This is a genomic window from Bacillus sp. X1(2014) (assembly GCF_007678255.1).
This window is the reverse complement of sequence record NZ_VEED01000010.1, coordinates 142,991-164,512: the sequence shown is the minus strand read 5'-3', so window position 1 is coordinate 164,512 and position 21,522 is coordinate 142,991. Positions and strand designations below refer to the sequence as shown.

The window sequence follows — 21,522 nt, the reverse complement described above, 5'->3', positions numbered from 1 at the left end:
AGGTGTACCCATCTGGTGCCTGACACCAAAAGAAATACTATTATTTGTCTTCTATTCCAAGTTTTTGATATAATTTTAGCTATACTAATTGAAAAAAGGGGAAAATAATGTCAAAAAGAAAATTCCAATATGGGTTAATCCAAATCCTTCTAATATTAACTATCATCTTTGTTTCAACAAAGATTTCATTTTTATTTATGCCGATCGGTATCTTTTTCTCTACTCTTTTTTTCCCAATTCTTATTACTGGATTTCTCTTTTTCTTACTAAATCCAATCGTTAATTTTCTTCAGCGCCAAAAAGTGCCCAGAATTCTTGCCATCCTAATCATTTATGTAGTGTTTATTGGTATTCTTGTTTTAGCAATTGGCAACTTGGTTCCTGCCATCTCAGAGCAATTTACCGCACTTGCTAATGCACTTCCTGATTATGCCAACAAGACCTTGCAGTATTTTGATAAGTTATCATCGAGTTCTGAATTTAAATGGATCATGGAAGAGCAAAATGATCTTTTGGAAACCGGTAAGGAAAAACTGATAGCCTATGCAAATACCTTGCCGGACAGGATTACTGGCGGTATTACGAATATCCTTGGTGTGTTTGCAAATATCGCTGTCATTCTAGCTACCGTTCCGTTTTTACTGTTCTATATGTTTAAGGATGGACATAAGTTCCCTAAGGCTGTAACAAAATTCCTTCCTATTTCATATCGAGAAGCAGGATTGCTTATGTTGAAAGAGACAGGTGAAACCCTTTCCTCCTATATTCAAGGACAAGTTATTGTTGCCCTGTCAGTTGGAATACTTGCTTTTATTGGATACCTGATTATCGGGCTGCCATTTGCGCTAGTTATGGCAGTAATTGTTGCGTTTACCAACATCATTCCTTATGTCGGCCCCATTCTAGGCGGTGCACCCGCTGTAATTGTTGCATTATTTGATTCACCAACAAAAGCATTATTAGTTATTTTGATTATTGTGATTGCCCAGCAAGTGGAAGGGAATGTTTTATCACCGCTCATCCTTGGAAAATCACTTGATACCCACCCGGCGACAATCATTATCGTCTTGCTCGCTGCCGGAAATTTAGCTGGCATCCTGGGAATGGTATTGGCAGTACCGTTTTATGCCGTAGTCAAGACCATCGTTTTAAATGTTATAAAGTTTCTGCAGGCGCGAAAAAGGGCAACTGCTTCAAACCAACCATAAGAATCTCTTATAAAATATCGAATGCAAAAAACTGTTAGGAGCAATGTATCCTAACAGTTTTTTTGAATCATAAAGAGTGTTAATTGTTACTCGTATTTCGTTGGGTCAACGAAAGCATTATAAACCAAATAAATGACCATACAGATTGCAGTTGTTATAAATCCCCAGCCTAGTGTAATTTGGTCAATAATTAAATAGTTGTTACATAATTGCACGGGAGAATCGATATATAACCACCCCATTGCGGAAAACATGATAATAAAAAAATAGAAAGTGATATGTTTACTAACAGGCTTAAGCTTTTTCCAACTATCCCTTAGTGGGATCCCTGCCAATAAGGATAAACTAGTAAATTTAAACACTTCCATACTCTGTAAAGTTAATGCTTCATCCATTGACCTTGGCAGTGTCCAATAAGAGACAATGATTACAAACAAGATGATTCCTGGTATTCCATTTCCATTCCATTTTTCAAAAAAGCGTGGGAAGCGTAGTTGAAAAATACGGGCAAAGAGAAATCCGGTAAAAATTAACAAAGGCATTTGCATATGCATATGAATAATCATGACTGATTCCATTAAATTTGCCACAGGAGGCAGTGCAAGAAATAGGAGGATCAATAAGCCATATAGTGATTGCTTCATAACTATTCCCCGGCTTCCTTGACAAGAATCCCGGTAAGCTTTTTAGCAGCTTCATCAGTTTTTTTGTAGTCTAAAACATTTAGAAGTCTACCTTTTTTATCAACAATATAAAAAGCCGAATTATGGGCAAAATTACCGTATTCATCGGGAATGACAATCACACCGAATGCTTTTAACAATGCTTTTAATTCTGTTTTATTTGCAATTCTTGCCATCCTCCATGTTTCACCATCACTATTAAAATAGCCTCGGTATTTATCCAACGTGGCTGGGTCATCCCTGGAAGGATCGAAGCTGATACTTAAAAAGACAATATCTTTGCCCATATATTTGCTTGGTACCTTATCATAAACTTTCGACATATTCATTTCTAATTGAGGACAAACCGTTGTACAGGAAGTATACAAAAAGGTAATAAATACATATTTGCCTTCAAATTCAGAAATAGAATATTCCCTCCCTTTGCTGTCCTCTAAGGTTACGTTTGGGAATTTGGGCTTATCGTCAATTAGGTCCTTTACCCGCGCCGTTTCTGCCGTAAAGGCTGTGAAACCATCTGTTCCGCAATAAAACAACGCACAGCCAAAAAAGATAACAAGCAAACACGCAAATATATGATGTCTATTTTTGATCATGAAGATCACTTCCCAAATCTATTTTTTTAAGTATAAAGAGATAGCCCTAGCAAACGAGCTATCTCTTTATTTAAAAACTGTCCAGCTAAAGCGCCTAAGGGCTTTTATCTTTTTGTAATCACCATGTTTTAAACGGCGGTGACCCTGGAGGTGCATTGACGATAAATTCCGTCAATGGGATAACATAGGCCATTGCCACAACTAATAACATAACAACAATCCAAAGGCCCCAACGCTCTGTCCAGTATGGTGTTCTTGTTGCATTTTCTTCCTCTTCCGCAATGGGAAATTCTGGTTCACCTTTTGGCGCAAAAAACATCATATTGACAACAGCATACACTTGAAGAATAACACCGATAATTAATAGTGTTCCTCCCACAGCTAAGCACATTAAATACGGGTCCCAGCTTAATGCTGTTGCATTATCACCGTAGGTTGTATAGGAAGTTCTTCGCGGAGAACCAAGTAATCCTACCCAATGCATAGCACCTGACATAAATATCATACCAATTGTCCAGATCCAAGTTTGAATAACACCTAATCTATTTATTTGTGGAGTTAAAACACGTTTTGAAATATACGGAACTAACCAATAACTAATTCCAAAGAAAGTCATTACGACTGACATTCCTAGTGTTAAATGGAAATGCCCAACAATCCACATGGTATTATGAACGACCTGGTCTAGCTGGTTCGTACTTTGAACAATCCCGCCTGCACCTGCTGGAATAAAGGCAACCATTGCAATAAATGGTGCTAGGAAACGCACATCTCCCCATGGCATTTTTTTATACCATCCAATAAGACCTTTTCCACCTTGTTTTCTAGCTGTCCTCTCAAATACAGCAAACATAGCAAATGCAGTCATTAATGATGGGAAACCAATCGCTAAACTCATAAATACGTGCATAAATTTAACTGCTTCTGAAATTCCTGGGTCGATAATCTGATGATGGAATCCACCAGTGATGTTCATTACAACTAAGGCGATAATAACAACACGTGTTAAGATATCACTCCAACGTCTTCCACCGATAATTTTTGGGACAATAACATACCATGCAGACACGGCCGTTAAGTACCAAATATTAACCAGCGTGTGTCCAAACGCCCAAAAAAGTGTCCGAGCAACCATGACATTAATTGTTTCAACCCAGCCAAACGCCCATGGAATGATCGTTAAAACTTCAATTGCAACTGGGATTAGAGCAAAGAACAATAGGATAAAAACGCCGGTTGCAAAGTAAGCAAGAATAGGAACATGTTGACCTTTGTTGTTTTTTCTCCAATTAGCGACATTGATAAACGCCCCAATGCAGCACATCCAAACGCCTAGGGCAATGAATACTAACCCGATATAGAAGGCAGGATGCGCTGCCATTGGCGGATAAAATGTATACATAACTGATGCTTCGTTCATTAAAATTGGGACCACACATAAAACAAAGCCGATAATCTTCATTCCAAAACCAATCCAAGCAATCTTCCTAACTTTTGGCAACAGCCCCCCTAAAGTATGGGAAAGTGATGCATAAAAATATCCAATCGTAAAGAAGGCAGTTAAGACAACAACTAATAATAAACCATGTGCTGTTAGTACTTGATAATAGTTAAGCCATGATGGCAATTCTAAAAGTCCTGACCTATTTAGTCCTTGCAGCAGTCCTAATATTCCGCCCAGAAGCAGTGCAGTAAATGCTACAAAGATATATGTTTTGGTTAATATAGCATCTTCCTTACTGATCCCCATTACTTTATTTGCTCGATCTTTTAGTGTATGTGATTTTACTGTTTGCATTTTCTTTCCCCCCTTTATTTAACCGTAATCGTTGTACTCATTGCTTGGTGACCAGCACCACAATATTCATTACATAACACTAAGTAAGTGCCTGGTTTATCAAATTTTTGGGTGATTTTTTGAATATGTCCTGGCATTACCATTGCATTCACGTTTGTTCCAGCTACTTCAAAGCCGTGGACCACATCTTTGGAGGTTAGAGTAAAATGTACTGTGGAACCAGCAGGGATTTCAAAATTACTTGGATTAAAACTAAATACTTGTAATGTCATTACAACCTCAAATTCATTTTCACCAATTTTAGTAACACCTGGTTTATCGAATGGTGCGATTTGGTCCACCTTTTGGGGATCAATAATTTCCTTATTGCTTGGTGGAGCCATATCCAAGGCAAATGCTTGATAGCCTGTGATAAACATGAAAATCATGATTATCCCAAAACTTAAGGTCAGCCAAATTTTTTCATCAAGATGCATCTTCATTCCAACCCCCCCCTAAACTCTAGACATGTAAAGTCCATATAATAAGAAATACGTAAGTAGAATGACTACTCCCACAACACTTACGGATATCCATGTTCCTTTTAACGGTACTTCATGAACTTCTCCTGACTTCTTTTTGTTGTTTTCTTTAGCAGCTCCCATTCCGAATCATCCCCTTTGTGATTTTCATACTTATATCATAGTTGGGAACAATTCTCATTGTAGTGAACCGCATCACACATCTTTGCATTTAAAAAATTAAATACATATAAGAGAGCCAATTAATAAAAAAAAAGCCCGATCGATTGTAGGCATTGTATTTGCCTACAGCGATCAGACTTTTTCAAATATTTCTTTTAGCGATGGAAAATCGGTAAGGTAACCACAATCATCATGAGGAAGATAATGGTTATATAATTTACAGAGTATAAGAAATTCACTTGTGCCCATTTCAGGTTATCTTTGATAAAAAAACCGCTAATACTTACCACCAACCACCCTGCGTTAAGCAAAGTAGCTATGACCATAAAGGTAGTTCCAAGTGAATCTAAAAAGAATGGCAATGGAAACAAGCAGGCAATATACATGACCATTTGCCGTTTAGTTACGGAAAGGCCACGAACAACAGGAAGCATTGCCACCCCAGCCGCTTTATATTCTTTATATTTCTTGATGGCTATCGCGAAGGTATGCGGCATTTGAAAAATAAACAAGATTAAAAACATAATCATTGGTACCTTTTGAAATCCAGGTGCGATCGCTGTCCAGCCAATTAAAGGTGTAACTGCACCAGACACACTGCCAATTATGGTATTAAAGGTATACTTTCGTTTCGACCACATGGTATAGGGAAAACAATAAGTAAACCAGCCGACGAAACCATATAACGCCGCTTCGAATGTCGTAAACAGTAATAAAATAAAGCCAACTACAGTAAGTGAAATTCCAATGGTTAATACTTGCTTTAGTGAGAAATTCCCTGTCACCGTTGGACGATTCTTTGTACGATCCATTACTGTATCAATATCAACATCGTACCAGTTATTGAGCGCAAGTGCCCCGGCAATTACCATTGTACTTCCAAAAATGGTCAAAAGTAATATACCTATATTGCTTGAAAGGGAAGCATTCGTAAAATGGAGGGCTAACCAGAATCCTGCAAACACCGGCAGGACATTAGCGATTAAAACATTTGCTTTAAATAGTAACTTTAGATCAGTCATTAAACTAGATAGATTTCGTTGATTTAATATTATAGACCTTCCATCCTTCTGTAGAGAAGGTATCTCATTATTACTCATTTAATATCCTCTCCTAAGAAGTAGTTGAAAACAAATTTAATACTATTATACCATATATAGATTATCACATTAATTGGTGTCAGGCACCTGAAAATGATTGTTGGATATTACCAATTGCTCAAGACCGGACTTCGCTTAAAACTTCCTGGTTGATTAAGGAAGGCGGCTGTTTTCCCTGCAGACCGATCACTAAATTTTCCGCAGCAAGTTTGGCCATTTTCAATCGTGTTTCATAAGTAGCAGAACCAATATGCGGCAATGTGACGACGTTATCCATTGATAATAGCGGGTGGTCTGGGTTTACTGGTTCTTGTGTAAAGACGTCAAGTCCTGCAGCTAAAATCTCTCCATTTTGAAGAGCCCGAACTAAGGCATCTTCGTCAACAGTTTCCCCGCGCGAACCATTAACAAAAATGGCTGATTTCTTCATTAATTTAAATTCCTTTTCTCCGATTAACTTAACAGTATTTGGAGTTAGCGGCGTCATTAAGCAAATGAAATCAGCTTGCTGGCAAATGTCTTCAAGTGAACAATAGGTTGCTTGAAAGGTTTGTTCAGCTTCTAGATTTCGCGAGCGATTATGATACAAAATAGGCATATCAAAACCAAAATGAGCCCGTTTGGCAATAGCCGTACCTACCCCTCCCATTCCGATAATACCTAATGTCTTATGATGAACCTCAACGCCAAATTGCTCTTCACTAATTTTCGATGTCCACTTTCCTGACTTTACCATCTGATTTAATTCTGGCATTCTTCTTGCGGTTGCCAATAATAAACCAAAAATAGTATCGGCAACACTATCATATAAAACACCAGGTGTATTGGTCGCCATAATTCTTCGTTTTGTTATTTCCTCAAGAGCTAAATTATCGTAGCCAACTGAAATATTACTTATCACTTTTAGGTTAGGGGCCTGCTCTAAAAACTTCTCATCCATTTTTAAACCAGAGCCTAGAATCCCTACTGCATCCTTTAATTCTTGGTAAAAGCTAGGAAATGTCTTTGTATCTAGGTTTTCAAAATAAATAACTTCACAATTATCACGAACATATTCTAAAACTTCTAAATCAACCTTTTTATAGACAATAACTTTTGGTTTCATCTAAGATTCCTCACATTCATTATTAGTTCCTTAATAGAAGAAATTAACATATATTCAATATACACTTAATTAAGTGGAAAATAATAGATATTTGATTGGGGCATCAAGGTACAAACCTAACTTTTTATTCTGTTATGATAATAATAATTGAATATAGCAGATAGCTGGGGGGATACCGTGACTACTATTAGAAGTACGATTGAAAAGGAAGACGAAGATCTCATTATTCCACTGCCAGAAGAGTTTAATCTCAAAGTAAATCTTGGTTATCTAGAGCGGAATAAAAATGAATGTATGTATGAAGTTGAAAATGATACCATTACAAGGGTCATTTCAGTTGGTGAAATTCCAACCCTTGTAAGAATAAAAGTCAATGATTCAAACCAAATGATTGTACACTTTTTAAAGGGCAAACCGAACGACATGATAGAAATGATCCGTTATATCAGAGAATGGTTTGACCTAGATAACGACTTAACTCCCTTTTATCAAATGGCGAAAGCTGACCCATTACTTAAAATGCCCGTAGAAAATTTTTTTGGATTACGACTTATCGGCATTCCAGATTTGTTTGAGGCACTCTGTTGGGGAGTATTAGGTCAGCAAATTAACTTAAACTTCGCCTACTCATTAAAGAAGCAATTTGTTGAAAAATTTGGTGAGTCAAAGGAATGGGAAGGAAAAAAATATTGGATTTTTCCTTCCTACGAACGAATTGCTAAACTCACACCCATTGATCTGGCAGAAATAAAAATGACCGTGAAAAAGAGTGAATATATTATTGGGATTGCGCAATTAATGGCCAGCGGTGAATTATCCAAAGTAAAATTAATGGAAGTTGAAAACTTTAAAGAGGTCGAAAAAAACTTAATTAAAATACGTGGGATTGGCCCATGGACAGCCAATTATGTCCTGATGCGCTGCCTGCGCTTCCCTACCGCCTTTCCAATCGATGATGTAGGTTTAATCAATGCCATTAAAACAATACTTAATATGGATAGAAAGCCGACCAAGGAGGAAATCTTAGAATTATCAACGCCATGGGAGAACTGGGAATCCTATGCAACCTTTTATTTATGGCGTGTTCTCTATTAAATCAACTAAAGTATCACTATAAAACACCAGATAAGCATCCATAGAATTGATTTAGTTTCCGCATAAAAACAGCTGTGAACATGGCTATGAATATTATGATTTGCTTCGGTTTCCTAACAAGTCAGTGAAGTAATCGAAGATTTACTTGAAAGAGGATTCAACTGTTGGAATTTAAGATACAACGCCTTTATGATGACCTTTTTCTCTAGGTCTTCGATGGGGTTTGGTCATCATCGCCTCTATGATGACCTTTTTCTCTAGGTCTTCGATGCGTTTTGGTCATCATCGCCTCTATGATGACCTTTTTCTCTAGGTCTTCGATGGGGTTGGTCATCATCACCTCTATGATGACCTTTTTCTTTAGGTCTTCGATGCGTTTTGGTCATCATCACCTCTATGATGACCTTTTCCTCTAGGTCTTCGATGGGGTTTGGTCATCATCGCCTCTATGATGACCTTTTCCTCTAGGTCTTTGATGGGGTTTGGTCATCATCGCCTTAATGATGACCTTTTTCTCTGCTTTTTCAATGGAATTTGGTCATCATTGACTATAGGAAGACAGTTTTTTGTGGTTTTCGAAGTAACCCGTCCTTTTATATTGCAGATTTTCGAAACTCTGATGGGGAACAACCCGTAATTCTCTTAAAGTTATTACTGAAATAGGCTAAATCAGAGTATCCCACTCTTTCGGCGATCTCCGACATTCTTAATGTTGTATTTAGTAACAAACGTTTACTCTCCTCAATTCGAAGTTCGGTTATATACTCAACAAACTTTTTACTAAGCTGCTGCTTGAACAATTGACTGAGGTAACTAGGATTCATGTGTACACTTTCTGCTGCATCCTTAAGTGTTATTTGGTCTAAAGGAGTTATTTTTAAATAATGCAACACACGGTCTATTGTTGAGGAAGGAAGGTCCTCATCCTCATAATGAGCAATGTTTCTTTTCTGTTCTTCTTTATTACATTTATCTAACCACTTTTCAAGACAACTTCTTAACTCAGTCTCCTCTATCGGTTTAAGGAGATAATCGGTTACCCCGCTTCGCATTGCTTGTTGGACAAACTGGAACTCATCATGTACCGTGATAACGACTACATCCTGATTTCTCTTTAATTGCTCTAGTTCCTTTACCAATGAAAGACCATCCATGATCGGCATACGGATATCCGTTATAATCAGGTCAACCTCATGTAGCTTTATCCAGTCTAGTGCCGCTAACCCGTTTTCACATTCGTGGACCACATGCAAGGGAAGGTTTAACTTGTTAATCGTCCACTTCAGAGCTGTTCGAACCCATTTCTCATCGTCAACCAACAAGATATTTTTCATACTTTTTCCCCTTCCTCTTGTTCATTTATGATTGGTAAGTGCATTTTGATCTCTGTCCCTGCCCCTTCTTCACTCTGCAGAGAAATTCCGTATTCAGGGCCAAACAAGTAATGAATTCTTTGGTGGACATTTATTACCCCAATGTGAATTCCATCACTAGAAGTAGTTTTTTGTTCAATTTTCTTTATGATCTGCTCAAGTATTTGTTCCTTAATTCCAGCACCTGTGTCTGAAATTCGAATAATAAACGAATTTTCGGATTGACGAAACACAGAAATGCTTATTTTCAATTTCCAAATATTGTGACCAAATCCATGGACAAAACAATTTTCTATTAATGGCTGCAGTGAAAACTTTGCCACCTTAAGATTCATTGCCCATTCTGGAATATCAAACAAATACTCAAACCTGTCGTCAAAGCGAAATTTCTGAATTTGCAGGTACATTTGGCAAAATTTAATCTCTTCACCCAGACTTACTGTAGATGAGCTATTTTTTAAATTATAGCGAAGCAGTTTTCCTAACGCGGAAGACATATCAGCAATATTTTCCTGATTCTGTTCCAATGCCATGCCTCTTATCGTTTCAAGAGAATTGTATAAAAAATGAGGGTTCATTTGTGACTGAAGCATTTTTAATTCAATTTCCTTTTGTTTGAGTGACATTTCTGCCTCTCTTAACTTCGAGACATAAACTTCTTCAAGCAGATTTGATAGCTTTTCAACTGTATTATTAAAACCTGTGGTCAATTGTCCGATTTCATCGTTAGATTCCACTCGGACTCTAAAATTAAGGTTTCCAATTTCAACTTCCTTCATATATTGTTGCAAACGCCGAATCGGACGAATGATGCTGGTAGCAAAACCGAAACCAATCAGATAGGCAATGATTAATGATATAAGAATTGTTGAGGCAATTGTCCTTCCAATTTGAATAATTCCCCCCGTCACATCTCGGTATGGGACTGCTGTGAAAAAACCCCAGCCAAGGTTTCGGGAAAATGTATAGGTGACGAAATCTTTCCGTTTGTTTTCTAATATTTTCGTACTGCTTCCTTCTGTTTCCAGTTTAGAAAGTTGATTGAATTCTACTTTTTTTCCAAGTTTCGAATAATCGGGATGATATACATAATGGCCTTTTGCATCTAGAATAAAAAAGTAGCCATTTTCACTAATCGTTACTTTGTTTGAAATTTCTTCTATCCTCCTGAAATTGATATCAATAATTAACATTCCCACTGGCAGAAGAGTTACAGGGTTATACAGCCTCCTTACAAGGGAAATAACAGGCTCCTCTTTATTTTGTAGCTTTAGCGTTCGAGTTACCAGCATACTCATTCCATTAAGCGGGACAGAAGAATACCAATATTCATCCTTTATTTTGGATGCAGGATAATAATTTCTTGTCCCGAGGGTGTCAATTACCTGACCTTTATCAAGGATCACCGTAATATTTGATATATCAGCTCGTGAATATTCCGCTGACTTTAAGGTATTACGAGCCAATTCACGAGTGGCCTCTTTATTTTCAACTACTTGTGATCGCATTTTTAAAAGGCTGGAAAATTCGGGAGAGTTAATTATTTTTAAGCTTGTAATCTCAAAATCTTGTAAATAATATTCTATATGAGTCTCAACTTGATCAATTACTTGCCTGCTGGATTGACTAAGCTCATTTTCCAGCTCAATGGATGAACGCTTGTACGAAATAAATCCAACTGAAAGAACAGGAAAAATAACCAGAACACTGGAGAAGGCGCAAAGCTTTGTCATTAGTGATTGATTTCTTAATAGAATGTAGCGATTAATAAATTCTGCTGTTTTTCTCCATTGCTTTTTCATTTTTCAACCATCCCAATTAGGTAAAATTTTTGCGATTTTTTCTAGGATAAATAAACAGAAAAGACCTAGCTGATAAATGGATACATTTACCGACTAGGCTTGTTACTAGTTAAAAACTATGGACGTGCTTTGTCAATTGCGTCCATTACTTCTGTATAATCTTTGGAGTATTTATCAACCATTGGCTTGACTGCCTCTTTCCATGGCGTCATATCGTCAACTTCAACAAATTTCACTCCAGCTTCTTTCAATTTCTTTTCTGAACGTTCTTCCCACTTCGCCCATTCTTCTCGTTGGGTTTTGACAGAATCTAACGCTGCTTGTTTGATAATTTTTTGATCTTTTTCTGATAGCTTATCCCACGCCGCTTTACTAATGAGTAATACCTCAGGAATACGTTGGTGGTGATCTAAAATAAAATTCTTGGCTTCCTGATAATGATTGGAGGAGTCTAAGCTTGGCAGGTTATTTTCTGCTCCATCGATAATTCCTGTTTGAAGGGCACTGAATACTTCACCATATGGCATTGGTGTCGCACTTGCCCCTAAAGCAGCCATGAAATCAATATTGATTTTGCTCTGTTGTACACGAATCTTTTGCCCCTCTAAATCCTTTACACTAGTAAGCGGTTTGGTAGAATAAAAACTCCGCGACCCTGAATCGTAATAAGCAAGCCCTTTCATTTTGGATTGCTCAAGACCATCGAGCAATTTTGTCCCCATATCACCGTTAAGGAATTTCCATAAATGTTCATCGCTTTCAAATACATATGGGAGTGAAAGTGCTGCAAACTGATCGTTGAACTCTGCTAGTGGGCTGGAATTGATTCTAGTAAACTCAATTGCCCCAAGCTGCACCTGTTCCAAAACAGATTTTTCATCCCCTAATTGAGCGGATGGAAATACTTCAATTTTAATCCTTCCATCAGATCTTTCTTCTACTAATTCAGCAAACTTTTTGTCTCCTACAACGGTCGGATAATCTGGCGGCTGGTTATCTGCTAAGCGAAATGTATACTTGGCCTCCTCCGCTTTAGATCCTCCATCTTTGGTGGAAGCAGTTTCATCTTTCCCACAGGCAGCCAGGATGGTACCCATTAAAAGCGTCGCTGCTAAAACTCCTGTAACCTTTTTTCTTATCATTCTTGAAACCCCCTTGAATTTTTTTATATTTTCACCTATTCCTTCGGTTACTTGACTAACAAATGCGGCAGCCACATAACAACCTCAGGTATATAAGTGATAATTAACAAAACGACAAGTAATGCGTAGAAAAATGGCATCATAGCTTTCGTTCCCTGCTGAATGGAGACTTTCCCTATGGCACACCCGACAAACAACACCGTTCCTACTGGTGGTGTTAAAAGACCAATCCCAGCGTTTAAAATAAGGACAATTCCAAAGTGGACAGGATCCATTCCTAAGTTCGTTACTACTGGAAGGAGAATTGGCGTCATTATTAAGATCATTGGCGCCATGTCCATTGGTGCACCAAGGAGAAGCAATAAAATATTAATAATTAATAAAATAACAAGTGGATTATCAGAAATATTTAAGAATAAATCTGTTACCATTCCCGGGATTTGCAAATATGCTAGGATCCAGCCAAAGGCTGCAGAAGCGGCAATCAAGAAAAAAACCATGGACACCGTTCTCGTTGTTCTGATTAAAATTTTCCAAATACTTGATACTGGTGCCTCCCGATAAATACCGAAAGCTAGAATAAAAGAATACAAACATGCTAATGCACCTGACTCTGTTGCTGTAAACCAACCTGTTAAGATACCGCCTAAAATAATGACGGCTGGACTTAAAGACAAAATTCCGTGAAGAAGAATGCCGCCGATTTGAGATTTTGGCACAGGATCCGCTTTTCCATATCCTCTTTTTCGGGCAATGATGTAGCCCGTGATCATTAAAGCAATTAACATGATGATTCCGGGAACTATACCAGCCATAAATAGACTAGCGATCGAAACTCCTCCAGCAGCTAGAGAATATAAAACTAGATTATGGCTAGGCGGAACTACTACACCTTGAATAGCGGATGCAATGGTAACACCTACAGCGTAATCCGCTTCGTATCCATTCTTTTTCATCATTGGAATCATAACTGACCCTACAGAGGAAACATCAGCGACGGCAGATCCCGAAATATTACCGAAAAACAAAGCAGCAACACTATTTACCATTGCCAGACCACCGCGAATTCTTCCAACTAATAAACTTGCAAAGTTTACAATTCTGTTGGCAAGTCCACCTTCACTCATTATTTGTCCTGTCAGGATAAAGAACGGAATGGCGAGCAAGGAAAAAGAATTGACACCTTGTATCATTTGCTGTCCTATTACCGGAAGGGGTATCCCCAGATAGATGACAGTCAGCAATGATGAAGCAACGAGTGTAAGGGCAATTGGAAAGCGAAATAAAATTAAGATAACAAAGCTTGAAAGTAAGATGATAATACCTATCGTGTTGCTGTCCATATTACATGCCCTCCTCTACATCTTGATGTCGGCTTGTGTTTATATTTAAGAAATGCAAAATCGAATAACCACAAATCATGATTCCTGTGATTGGCATGGCCGCATAGGTAACACTACTTGGAAGTTTCGTAGCTGGCAGTGTGGAATCCATCATCAATACCGTAAAGTCCCAACCTTGAATCACTAAATATAAACCAAAAGCAAAAGTGCTAGCACTGATGATTTTATCTAAGACTTTATTAAATCTTTTTGGAAAAAGGTTTGTAAAAGAATCAATACCCAAATGAATATACTCCCGAAAACCAATGGCGATAGCCATTAAAGCAAACCAGGCAAGTAAAAGAAGCGTCACTTCCTCTGACCAGAAAAAGACGAAGTTTAATAATTTTCGGGTCATGACTTGAGTGGTTACGACAAAGATTAATAAGACTAATGATAAAAGAGTGAATTTTTCAAAAACTGCATCGATGAAAAGGCACACCTTTTTGATAAAATTCATATAATCCCCCCTAGATGAAAACGTTTTCTTGTCTTTAATTGTACGAATCATATGAATCTTTTGAAATGCTGTTTTTTTAGGATAATTTGTGTTTTTTTTAGGTGGGGATTCATTTATATTTCTTTTTCAACTGAACTTGGTCTAGGGGGCGAACTACTCGATCGTCTCCAAATGTAAACACTTGTTTGCTAATTTGTTTAATAAACGAATTAATTATATCTTAAATTTATCATTTTATCTTATTTCTATCAATAAATCATTTTTTTGTGCATCTTTTGGAGGCTTCTAAATAGAAATGGCTTATTTAGTAAAATTAAATAATAAAAAGAGGTACTCCCTTGATTAAGTACCTCCTGCTACATTTCAATTTTATTTTTTTGTTAGGCTCATAGGAGCTTATCTTCATTAGAGTGAAACACAAAAAACAACAAAAAACTGTCCAGCTTTATGATTGTTCCAGCCATTGAGTGGCTCCTGAAGCAGAGAACCGTCCCCCTGCCTAAATATTATAGATATAATCCTCGGGAATCACCCGTTTTAGGAACTGCTTGGTTCTTTCTTCTTTTGGTCTTGAGAAAATTTCTTCAGGGGCATCTTCTTCTACGATGACACCGCCGTCCATAAAGATGACTTTGTTTGCTACATCTTTTGCGAAAGACATTTCGTGAGTCACGACTAACATGGTTGTGCCTTCTTTTGCAATGGTCTTCATGACGGTTAATACTTCGCCGACTAATTCAGGATCGAGAGCGGAAGTGGGTTCATCAAATAAAATAATATCGGGATTTAAAGCAATGGCTCTAGCTATTCCTACCCTCTGCTGCTGGCCGCCGGACAGCTGGCTGGGGTAGGAATTTATTTTATCTGATAAACCGACTTTCTCCAACGCCAGCTTCCCAATCTTATTGGCTTCTGCTTTCAGAACCTTTCTTCCAATAATAAGACCCTCTGTCACATTCTCTAATGCTGTTTTATTATTAAATAAATTATAATTCTGAAACACAAAAGCCGTCTTTTGCCTTATTTGGTGAATTTGTTTTCGGGAAGCCGATTTGAGGTTAACATCCATGTTCCCAAAAATGGCCTGCCCCTCATCGGCCCGTTCAAGAAAGTTGATACACCGGAGTAAGGTTGTCTTCCCAGAACCGCTTGGGCCAAGAATGACCACCACATCCCCCTTTTCAATCTTTAAATCTACTCCTTTTAAAATCTCATTCTTACCAAAGGATTTATGGATATTCTTAATCGCTAACATGATTTCGCCTCCAATATTGATTTCAGACATCCACTGCTTTATACTTTCTTAACCGTTTTTCATACAGCTTAAATAAGTATTCAACTAAACTGCATAAAAGAAGATAGACGAGAAAGATATCTATGTACGCTTCAACATAATTGTAGCCGACATTGGCTGCCACTTGGGCTCGTAACGTTATCTCTCTTAAAGACAAAGCATATCCTAATGAGGTAGCTTTGATGAGATTGACGGTTGCTGTGCAAATATTGGGCAATGCAACGACCAATGTTTGTGGAATGATAATCCTCCTGAATGCCTGCACATTGTTCAACCCCACGGAATACGCTGCCTCCAGCTGCCCCTTGCTCACTGTGCTGATAGCGGAGCGAAATACTTCTATTAATATAGCAGTCGTATTTAAAGAAAAAACAATGAATGCATACCAAATCGGATTTATATCGTATATATTCGTTTGAACCTGGTACTCTTCAAATACCGGCCTGAATAGTAATGGCACACTGGTAAAAGTAATAAAAATTTGCACAATAACAGGTGTCCCTCTTACAAACGAAACATACACCCGCGCTAACTGGCTGATGACAGGAATTTGATTGATCCTCGATAAGGCAAGCAAAAATCCCAAAGGAAGTGCGATCAACAGCGAAACAATGGTAATGATTAATGCTGTAGGTACCCCGGATAACGCAACAAAAAACGTTTTAACTAAAAACTGATAATCTAAGCCGACCGACACTCTGTCACCCCCTTACGTTGTTTTGATTACCTGCTTGCCCTTACTGAATATTTTTTCCAGCTTGGAGAAGAATTGTTCTATTAAAATGGATAGAATCCAGTATATAAGCGATAATCCAAGATAAATTTCTAAGGAATGGGAATTATAGTTATTTGATATAATGAGACTTGCCTTACCCATAATATCCACCAGCCCAATGGTATAGGCTAACGAGCCTTCTTTCAATAATTCTAGAAAGCTGTTACCGAAATTGGGCAATGCTACTACAAATGCCTGCGGTAAAACGATTCTCCTAAATGCCTGTGCCGGGCTGAGCCCGACACTAACGGCTGCTTCAAATTGACCTCTGTCAATAGCCTCATAGGCTGTTCGCATCACCTCAGACATCAATGCACCAAATTGAAGCGAAAAGGTGATGATAACAAAGACAGCGGTTTGTAGAGTATTCAAGTCTGTACCAAAATTACCAACTATGGCCGGAAGTCCATAATAAACCAAAAATAACAGTACAATCGATGGGGTACATCTAATGATGGTGGTATAACCATTGGCGGTTTTTTTCGCTATTTTACTCGTTCCAAGCTTCATCAACGCTAAGATAAAGCCTAAAATTGATCCGAACAAAACCGATAGACCCGCAACCATAAATGTTACTTTTAAAAATGGAATAAGCTGTGGTATTGTACCCCAAAGGTAGGAAACATCAAAATACTTTTGCATGTGCTGCCTCCATTTTAGTTATTATCTTTTTACAGTATCCAATAGTTTGAATAAATCAGTATTATAGAATTTCACCATAATTTCATTCGTCTTTTTCTCTTCCTTTAATTCCTTAATGGCTTTGTCATAGGCGTCGGCAAATTCCTGTTCTTTTTTGTTAAATAATGGCCAGGTTTTGACAACCGTAAACTCATTATAGACAACCTGATCTACTAAATTATGATAGGGACCATCCTTAGCGAGAACTTGCTTTTCGTACGTTGCTCCTAAATAAATACCGCCATCTACACGTCCTTCATTAACCCATTGAACAACATCCACTGAGAACGCATCTCCGGCCTCCAGTTTGACCTTATTATCAGGATTAGCTTGGTTATATTCATCCACGATGGTATATTGAGCATTGCTTGCAGCTATAGGCGCTAAAGAAAACTTCTTTTTCGCAAAATCGGATAAATCTTTGACATCTTTATTTTCTTTTTTCATTAAAAGGCCGACTCCGCTAAGTCCGAGGAATTCTTTTGGAAAAATATAGCTTTTCGTTCTTTCCTCCGTGAACCAGGCATTTTTTACCCCTACTTGGTATTTGCCTTGCTGTACCCCTACCAATAAGTCCTCACTTGATGTTGGCACATATTCAAATTTGTAATCAGGAAGTGCCTTATCCACTAATTTCATCACTTCAAGTTCATATCCAGTCGGATTTCCCTTTTCATCTACATACCCGATTGGTTTACCGCCTTGATCAAACGCTACTTTTACTGTTCTGACTTCTTTCTTAGCATCTCCTGAATCTGTCTTTGCTCCTGTTGTTGTCGTGGAACCGCATCCTGCGATTAGGGTAACTAAAGCTGCTCCTGTTGCTGCGATTTTTAAAAACTTATTAATTTTCATTGTTTTTTCCTCCCTTAGATTCATATTGTTGAATAGCTGTTTGAGCTAATTTTGTAATGGTTAAATCATCCATTGGCGGATTGTGCAGTCCTGCCCGGACATCCCGGTAATATCGCTGCAATGGGTTGGTCAGCTGCAAGCTTTTTGCTCCCACTAACCGCATAGCCTTGTCAACGACTGTAATAGATGAATTGGTCACGATATGCTTCGCTATAAGCGCTTCATTCGTAATGGTTTTATTGCGTTCCTCATCCATGTAAGCTTCTGCTGCACCATAAAGCGCAAATCTGGCTTTGTATAATTCCAAGTCCATCTCGCCTAACAATGCCTGCACATTCGGTAGCCCTGCAATCGTTCCCTTTATACTATTGGGAGAGTGGGTATTGGCAAAATGGAGCGCGAAGTCCCTGGCTGCCTGCGCTATTCCTAAATAGGCTGCGGGGATCAGCAGACCCCATCCATTTAATTTAAACCCCGTATTGTAGCTTGGAATTTCGACTAAATCTGACTCATCCACCACCACGTTTTTTAATACTAGATCATGGCTGCCAGTCCCACGCATCGCGATCACATTCCAATTTTCCTCGATGGATAGACCTTCGGCATCTTTTGGAATAAGGAAAAAGCCAACTGTTTCTTTTTCTTCAATCCAGGCAGAAGTTAGGAAGTAATCCAGTTCTGGTGAGCAGGTTGTATAGCTCTTACGCCCATTAATCACCCAATTGCCATCTAATTGTTTGGCATTGGTTCCCGGCCGGCCGCCGCGAATTGGACTGCCTGTCGCGACTTCACTCACAGCCCGGTTAATGATGGCACCGTTATTGACCTCTTCTGCAAAAAAAGCTAGCTTTTCCGGTTCCCAATAGCGGTTTTCAAATAATTCTCCAACGGTCATTAATGTCCAGCCAATTGACAATGCTGTACTGCCATCAAAGCTGCCCAGTGTTTCTTGTAAAAGAATGGCATCATAAAGAGAAAAACCAGACCCGCCAAATTCTTCAGGCAAGGTTACCTTTGTGTAACCAATTTTTCGTAAAGCATGAATATTCTCATGAGGGAAGCTGCCTTCCTCGTCAATCAAGGCGGACCGTTGTTTAAATTCCACTTCTAAGGGTGTCAAACGTTCCAGCCACTCACGTTGTTTACTATTTTTAATAAATACTTCTAACATCCTTCTGCTGCCTCCTAAACACTTTAAAATAAAAAAGACTGCTCCCGTTGTAGTGGGAGCAGCCTTCAGTTGACTGATCAGCTATGCTCATAAGCTCATATGTAAAATGCTTTTTTTTAATATTATGAATCTATTACATATAATAAACTCGACTAATCCAATATGTCAACTAGGAATTCAGAAAGAATTCATTTTTAGAAACTCTTATCATTTCACTAGGAAAATACTTATGAAAATATTTTGCTACCCGTGACAAGGCGTCCGCTCCGGCAGCTCCGTGCTGATGATTAAATGGATACATTTCGGACACTCTAGAATTAGGAGGTGCTTCGCATGTATTCTTCTTGGATATACACTCATTTTATAAACACAGGTTGGTTTGTCATCTCTTTATTCTCGATTCCTCTCGTTATATTAGCTTTTTTATTATACTTTGAGTTAAAACAGCATATGCAAGATAATGACGGTAGTCAAAACCAATAGCACCCAGCGTTATTTCTTCCACATTACGCACCATTACCCGCACATATTCCGAAATACTGAGTCCCTTCTTTTATATACCCCTAGTAGGTATATTTGAAAAACCCTCTATAATTCCGTCAAATATATAATTTAAAAAAGGAAAACGCTTACATATTAGCGAATATATACTTTGAGTTATTAATAAAAGTACACGGAGGGATGTCTTTTGATAAACTGCAAAAAATGTGAAAAAGAGTTTTATTTCCAAGTTACGGAAATGAATGTCCCTGGGGGCAAAGAGCGTGAGTATATAAATTGCCCCCATTGCGGTGAAACAAATGGTTCAGTTGTAACGAGCGGTGTCGTGTATATTCATAAAATTGAGGAAAACTCTAAGAATTAATTATCGATACTTTACACGACAATTGGGCCCTTGAACATAGGGCTTTCTTTAATTTTTGTACAAATAAAAATGTCACCCCGTGGTGACGCAATGGTTTCTATATAGATAAAAAATAAAGGACCTATTTAAAGGTCCGAGGCATTTTTATCCTCTGTAATATTTTATATACAAAAAACGTCACCGGTAAAGGTGACGCAATAGTTATCGATTAATCTTTCGCGGCTTATTCAATTTACCGGTTATCTGATTCATCGCGGCGTGCTGGTTTTTTAAGGATTCCTTCGATAAATGAGTATAACGTAGCACCATACGTAAATCCGCATGACCAAGTAATAATTGTAAGTGTCGTATATCACTGCCCGATTCCTGGAACATAGTCGCTGCAGTGTGACGGAATATTTGCGGATGCACATTCTTAGTTAAAGGTTAAAATCTAGTTTTCTAGTTTGGTTAGGTTGCGCTGAATTTGATGATAATGCCCCTCAACTATTTACCACTTCTTAAGTCCCAACAATTTTTCGCCTAATTCAGTAAGTTCTGCTCGTGGGTATTTTTCTTTCTCCCAATTTCGAGGATCTCCTAGGAATGCAATACCTTCTGGAATCTCTCTATCTCTCCATTGTGTAATTCTCCATTGTTTTAATTCTTCATTGTGTTCCTGTGCAGGGAACATCGAAATGTATTGATGAATATTTGGTGTGTTCGACACATTTCTACGTAATCCATGTGGTTGCATGACATGGAAAATTAATAAGTCTCCTGCTTTCAAGGTTACGGGTGTTGGTGTATAGCCTGTATAATCTGGGTGATAAGGATCTCTATCTGCAGGTTGAGTTTTTACCCATTCAGGAAAATCTCTAAATAACTCAGGAATGACATTCAATCCACCGTTTTTTACATCCGTATCTGTTAAGAAAAGAATCCCTTGAATATTAACTGGAAGCGGGTCTAATGAAGTATCACCATCCCAGTGAATGAACCCTTCAAATTCAAAAGTTCCAGGTTTGTTAGGGAAGCTCAAATTACATCGGTCAATACTAGTCCATAATTTCTCAGTTCCCCAAATATCTACAAAGGTATCGTATACTTTTTGATAGGATCGATTGTCCCAGAAGTATTGATGGTTATATAACTCTACCATCCCAGCTCCACGTAACTCTGGCATTTGATGCTCACGACGTGGTGCTCTGTACCAAGTAGAAGGATCATTAGGGATTTGTTCTTCAAACTCCCAAATAAGATCGACAGTTCGTTCAATATTTTCTTTAGGGACAACATTTCGAACGACTACATAACCGTTTTCTTTCCAAAATTTAAATTCCTCTTCCGTTAACACTCGTAATGGTTCATTGTTAGGGCGTTCATTCAATGGAATATCAATCTCAAGAATATTATTTACTTTTGTTTTAGCCATTTCCAAATCCTCCTATCGGGGTTTAGATGTCTTTGTTATT

The 21,522-nt window shown here is 38.1% G+C and carries 22 protein-coding genes and 1 pseudogene; 3 read left to right on the top strand and 20 right to left on the bottom strand.

The genetic code is table 11. The features are described from left to right. Nucleotides 1–107 precede the first annotated feature (107 nt). A complete protein-coding gene (locus FS608_RS18765) occupies nt 108–1,208 on the top strand; it encodes an AI-2E family transporter (RefSeq protein WP_144553838.1) in 1,101 nt (366 codons plus the stop codon). A gap of 86 nt (nt 1,209–1,294) precedes the next feature. On the opposite strand, the gene FS608_RS18760 is transcribed toward FS608_RS18765, so the two are convergent. The 7 genes from FS608_RS18760 to FS608_RS18730 form a co-directional block, all read right to left on the bottom strand. Further along, nucleotides 1,295–1,852, bottom strand: a complete 558-nt coding sequence (locus tag FS608_RS18760) for a hypothetical protein (protein WP_144553836.1) — start codon at nt 1,850–1,852, stop codon at nt 1,295–1,297. 2 nt (nt 1,853–1,854) lie between these two features. Next, a complete protein-coding gene (locus FS608_RS18755; protein ID WP_144553833.1) occupies nt 1,855–2,487 on the bottom strand; it encodes an SCO family protein in 633 nt (210 codons plus the stop codon). 118 nt (nt 2,488–2,605) lie between these two features. Next, nucleotides 2,606–4,285 (bottom strand): cbb3-type cytochrome c oxidase subunit I, encoded by a 1,680-nt coding sequence (locus FS608_RS18750; RefSeq protein WP_144553831.1) that lies wholly within the window; start codon nt 4,283–4,285, stop codon nt 2,606–2,608. Between the two features lie 14 nt (nt 4,286–4,299). Further along, the gene (locus tag FS608_RS18745; protein WP_144553829.1) at nt 4,300–4,767 is read right to left on the bottom strand and encodes a cytochrome c oxidase subunit II; all 468 of its coding nucleotides are present in this window, start codon (nt 4,765–4,767) and stop codon (nt 4,300–4,302) included. Between the two features lie 12 nt (nt 4,768–4,779). Next, a complete protein-coding gene (locus FS608_RS18740) occupies nt 4,780–4,929 on the bottom strand; it encodes a cytochrome c oxidase subunit 2A (RefSeq protein ID WP_144553827.1) in 150 nt (49 codons plus the stop codon). A 194-nt stretch (nt 4,930–5,123) separates the two neighbouring features. After that, nucleotides 5,124–6,068: a heme o synthase gene (gene cyoE / locus FS608_RS18735; protein WP_144553825.1), complete on the bottom strand. Its 945-nt coding sequence runs from the start codon at nt 6,066–6,068 to the stop codon at nt 5,124–5,126. Between the two features lie 118 nt (nt 6,069–6,186). Beyond that, on the bottom strand, nt 6,187–7,173 hold the full coding sequence (locus FS608_RS18730) for a 2-hydroxyacid dehydrogenase (RefSeq protein WP_144553822.1): 987 nt from the start codon (nt 7,171–7,173) through the stop codon (nt 6,187–6,189). Between the two features lie 198 nt (nt 7,174–7,371). Here FS608_RS18730 and FS608_RS18725 point away from each other — a divergent pair, with 198 nt between their 5' ends. Then, complete coding sequence (locus FS608_RS18725) at nt 7,372–8,268, top strand: DNA-3-methyladenine glycosylase 2 (protein WP_144553927.1); 897 nt, start codon at nt 7,372–7,374, stop codon at nt 8,266–8,268. A gap of 205 nt (nt 8,269–8,473) precedes the next feature. On the opposite strand, the gene FS608_RS31355 is transcribed toward FS608_RS18725, so the two are convergent. The 11 genes from FS608_RS31355 to FS608_RS18675 form a co-directional block, all read right to left on the bottom strand. After that, nucleotides 8,474–8,602, bottom strand: coding sequence for a hypothetical protein (locus FS608_RS31355; RefSeq protein WP_260871739.1), 129 nt, complete (start codon nt 8,600–8,602; stop codon nt 8,474–8,476). A gap of 259 nt (nt 8,603–8,861) precedes the next feature. After that, nucleotides 8,862–9,602 carry a response regulator transcription factor gene (locus FS608_RS18720; protein WP_144553820.1) on the bottom strand — a complete coding sequence of 247 codons (741 nt, stop codon included), beginning with the start codon at nt 9,600–9,602 and terminating at the stop codon, nt 8,862–8,864. Further along, nucleotides 9,599–11,443: a sensor histidine kinase gene (locus tag FS608_RS18715; protein WP_144553817.1), complete on the bottom strand. Its 1,845-nt coding sequence runs from the start codon at nt 11,441–11,443 to the stop codon at nt 9,599–9,601. Before FS608_RS18715 ends, FS608_RS18720 begins: the two co-directional genes overlap by 4 nt. A gap of 116 nt (nt 11,444–11,559) precedes the next feature. After that, complete coding sequence (locus tag FS608_RS18710) at nt 11,560–12,585, bottom strand: TRAP transporter substrate-binding protein (RefSeq protein ID WP_144553815.1); 1,026 nt, start codon at nt 12,583–12,585, stop codon at nt 11,560–11,562. A 47-nt stretch (nt 12,586–12,632) separates the two neighbouring features. After that, nucleotides 12,633–13,928 (bottom strand): TRAP transporter large permease, encoded by a 1,296-nt coding sequence (locus tag FS608_RS18705; RefSeq protein WP_144553813.1) that lies wholly within the window; start codon nt 13,926–13,928, stop codon nt 12,633–12,635. A 1-nt stretch (nt 13,929) separates the two neighbouring features. Then, nucleotides 13,930–14,427, bottom strand: a complete 498-nt coding sequence (locus FS608_RS18700) for a TRAP transporter small permease (RefSeq protein WP_144553811.1) — start codon at nt 14,425–14,427, stop codon at nt 13,930–13,932. 499 nt (nt 14,428–14,926) lie between these two features. Continuing rightward, on the bottom strand, nt 14,927–15,682 hold the full coding sequence (locus tag FS608_RS18695; RefSeq protein WP_144553809.1) for an amino acid ABC transporter ATP-binding protein: 756 nt from the start codon (nt 15,680–15,682) through the stop codon (nt 14,927–14,929). Nucleotides 15,683–15,704: 22 nt separating this feature from the next. Then, entirely contained in the window at nt 15,705–16,418 is a 714-nt protein-coding gene (locus FS608_RS18690) for an amino acid ABC transporter permease (protein ID WP_144553807.1), read from the bottom strand. 12 nt (nt 16,419–16,430) lie between these two features. Continuing rightward, nucleotides 16,431–17,138, bottom strand: a complete 708-nt coding sequence (locus FS608_RS18685) for an amino acid ABC transporter permease (protein ID WP_144553805.1) — start codon at nt 17,136–17,138, stop codon at nt 16,431–16,433. Nucleotides 17,139–17,159: 21 nt separating this feature from the next. After that, nucleotides 17,160–18,032: a transporter substrate-binding domain-containing protein gene (locus tag FS608_RS18680; RefSeq protein WP_144553802.1), complete on the bottom strand. Its 873-nt coding sequence runs from the start codon at nt 18,030–18,032 to the stop codon at nt 17,160–17,162. Beyond that, nucleotides 18,022–19,203 carry an acyl-CoA dehydrogenase family protein gene (locus tag FS608_RS18675; protein ID WP_144553800.1) on the bottom strand — a complete coding sequence of 394 codons (1,182 nt, stop codon included), beginning with the start codon at nt 19,201–19,203 and terminating at the stop codon, nt 18,022–18,024. The genes FS608_RS18680 and FS608_RS18675 overlap by 11 nt, the downstream gene beginning before the upstream one ends. A gap of 688 nt (nt 19,204–19,891) precedes the next feature. Here FS608_RS18675 and FS608_RS30415 point away from each other — a divergent pair. Then, nucleotides 19,892–20,068 carry a hypothetical protein gene (locus FS608_RS30415; RefSeq protein ID WP_186328809.1) on the top strand — a complete coding sequence of 59 codons (177 nt, stop codon included), beginning with the start codon at nt 19,892–19,894 and terminating at the stop codon, nt 20,066–20,068. A 201-nt stretch (nt 20,069–20,269) separates the two neighbouring features. Here FS608_RS30415 and FS608_RS18670 read toward each other — a convergent pair. Both FS608_RS18670 and FS608_RS18665 read right to left on the bottom strand, forming a co-directional pair. Next, nucleotides 20,270–20,491 (bottom strand): annotated as a pseudogene (locus tag FS608_RS18670) (tyrosine-type recombinase/integrase); the annotation flags it as partial. A gap of 67 nt (nt 20,492–20,558) precedes the next feature. Next, on the bottom strand, nt 20,559–21,482 hold the full coding sequence (locus FS608_RS18665) for a phytanoyl-CoA dioxygenase family protein (RefSeq protein WP_144553798.1): 924 nt from the start codon (nt 21,480–21,482) through the stop codon (nt 20,559–20,561). Between the last annotated feature and the right edge of the window lie 40 nt (nt 21,483–21,522).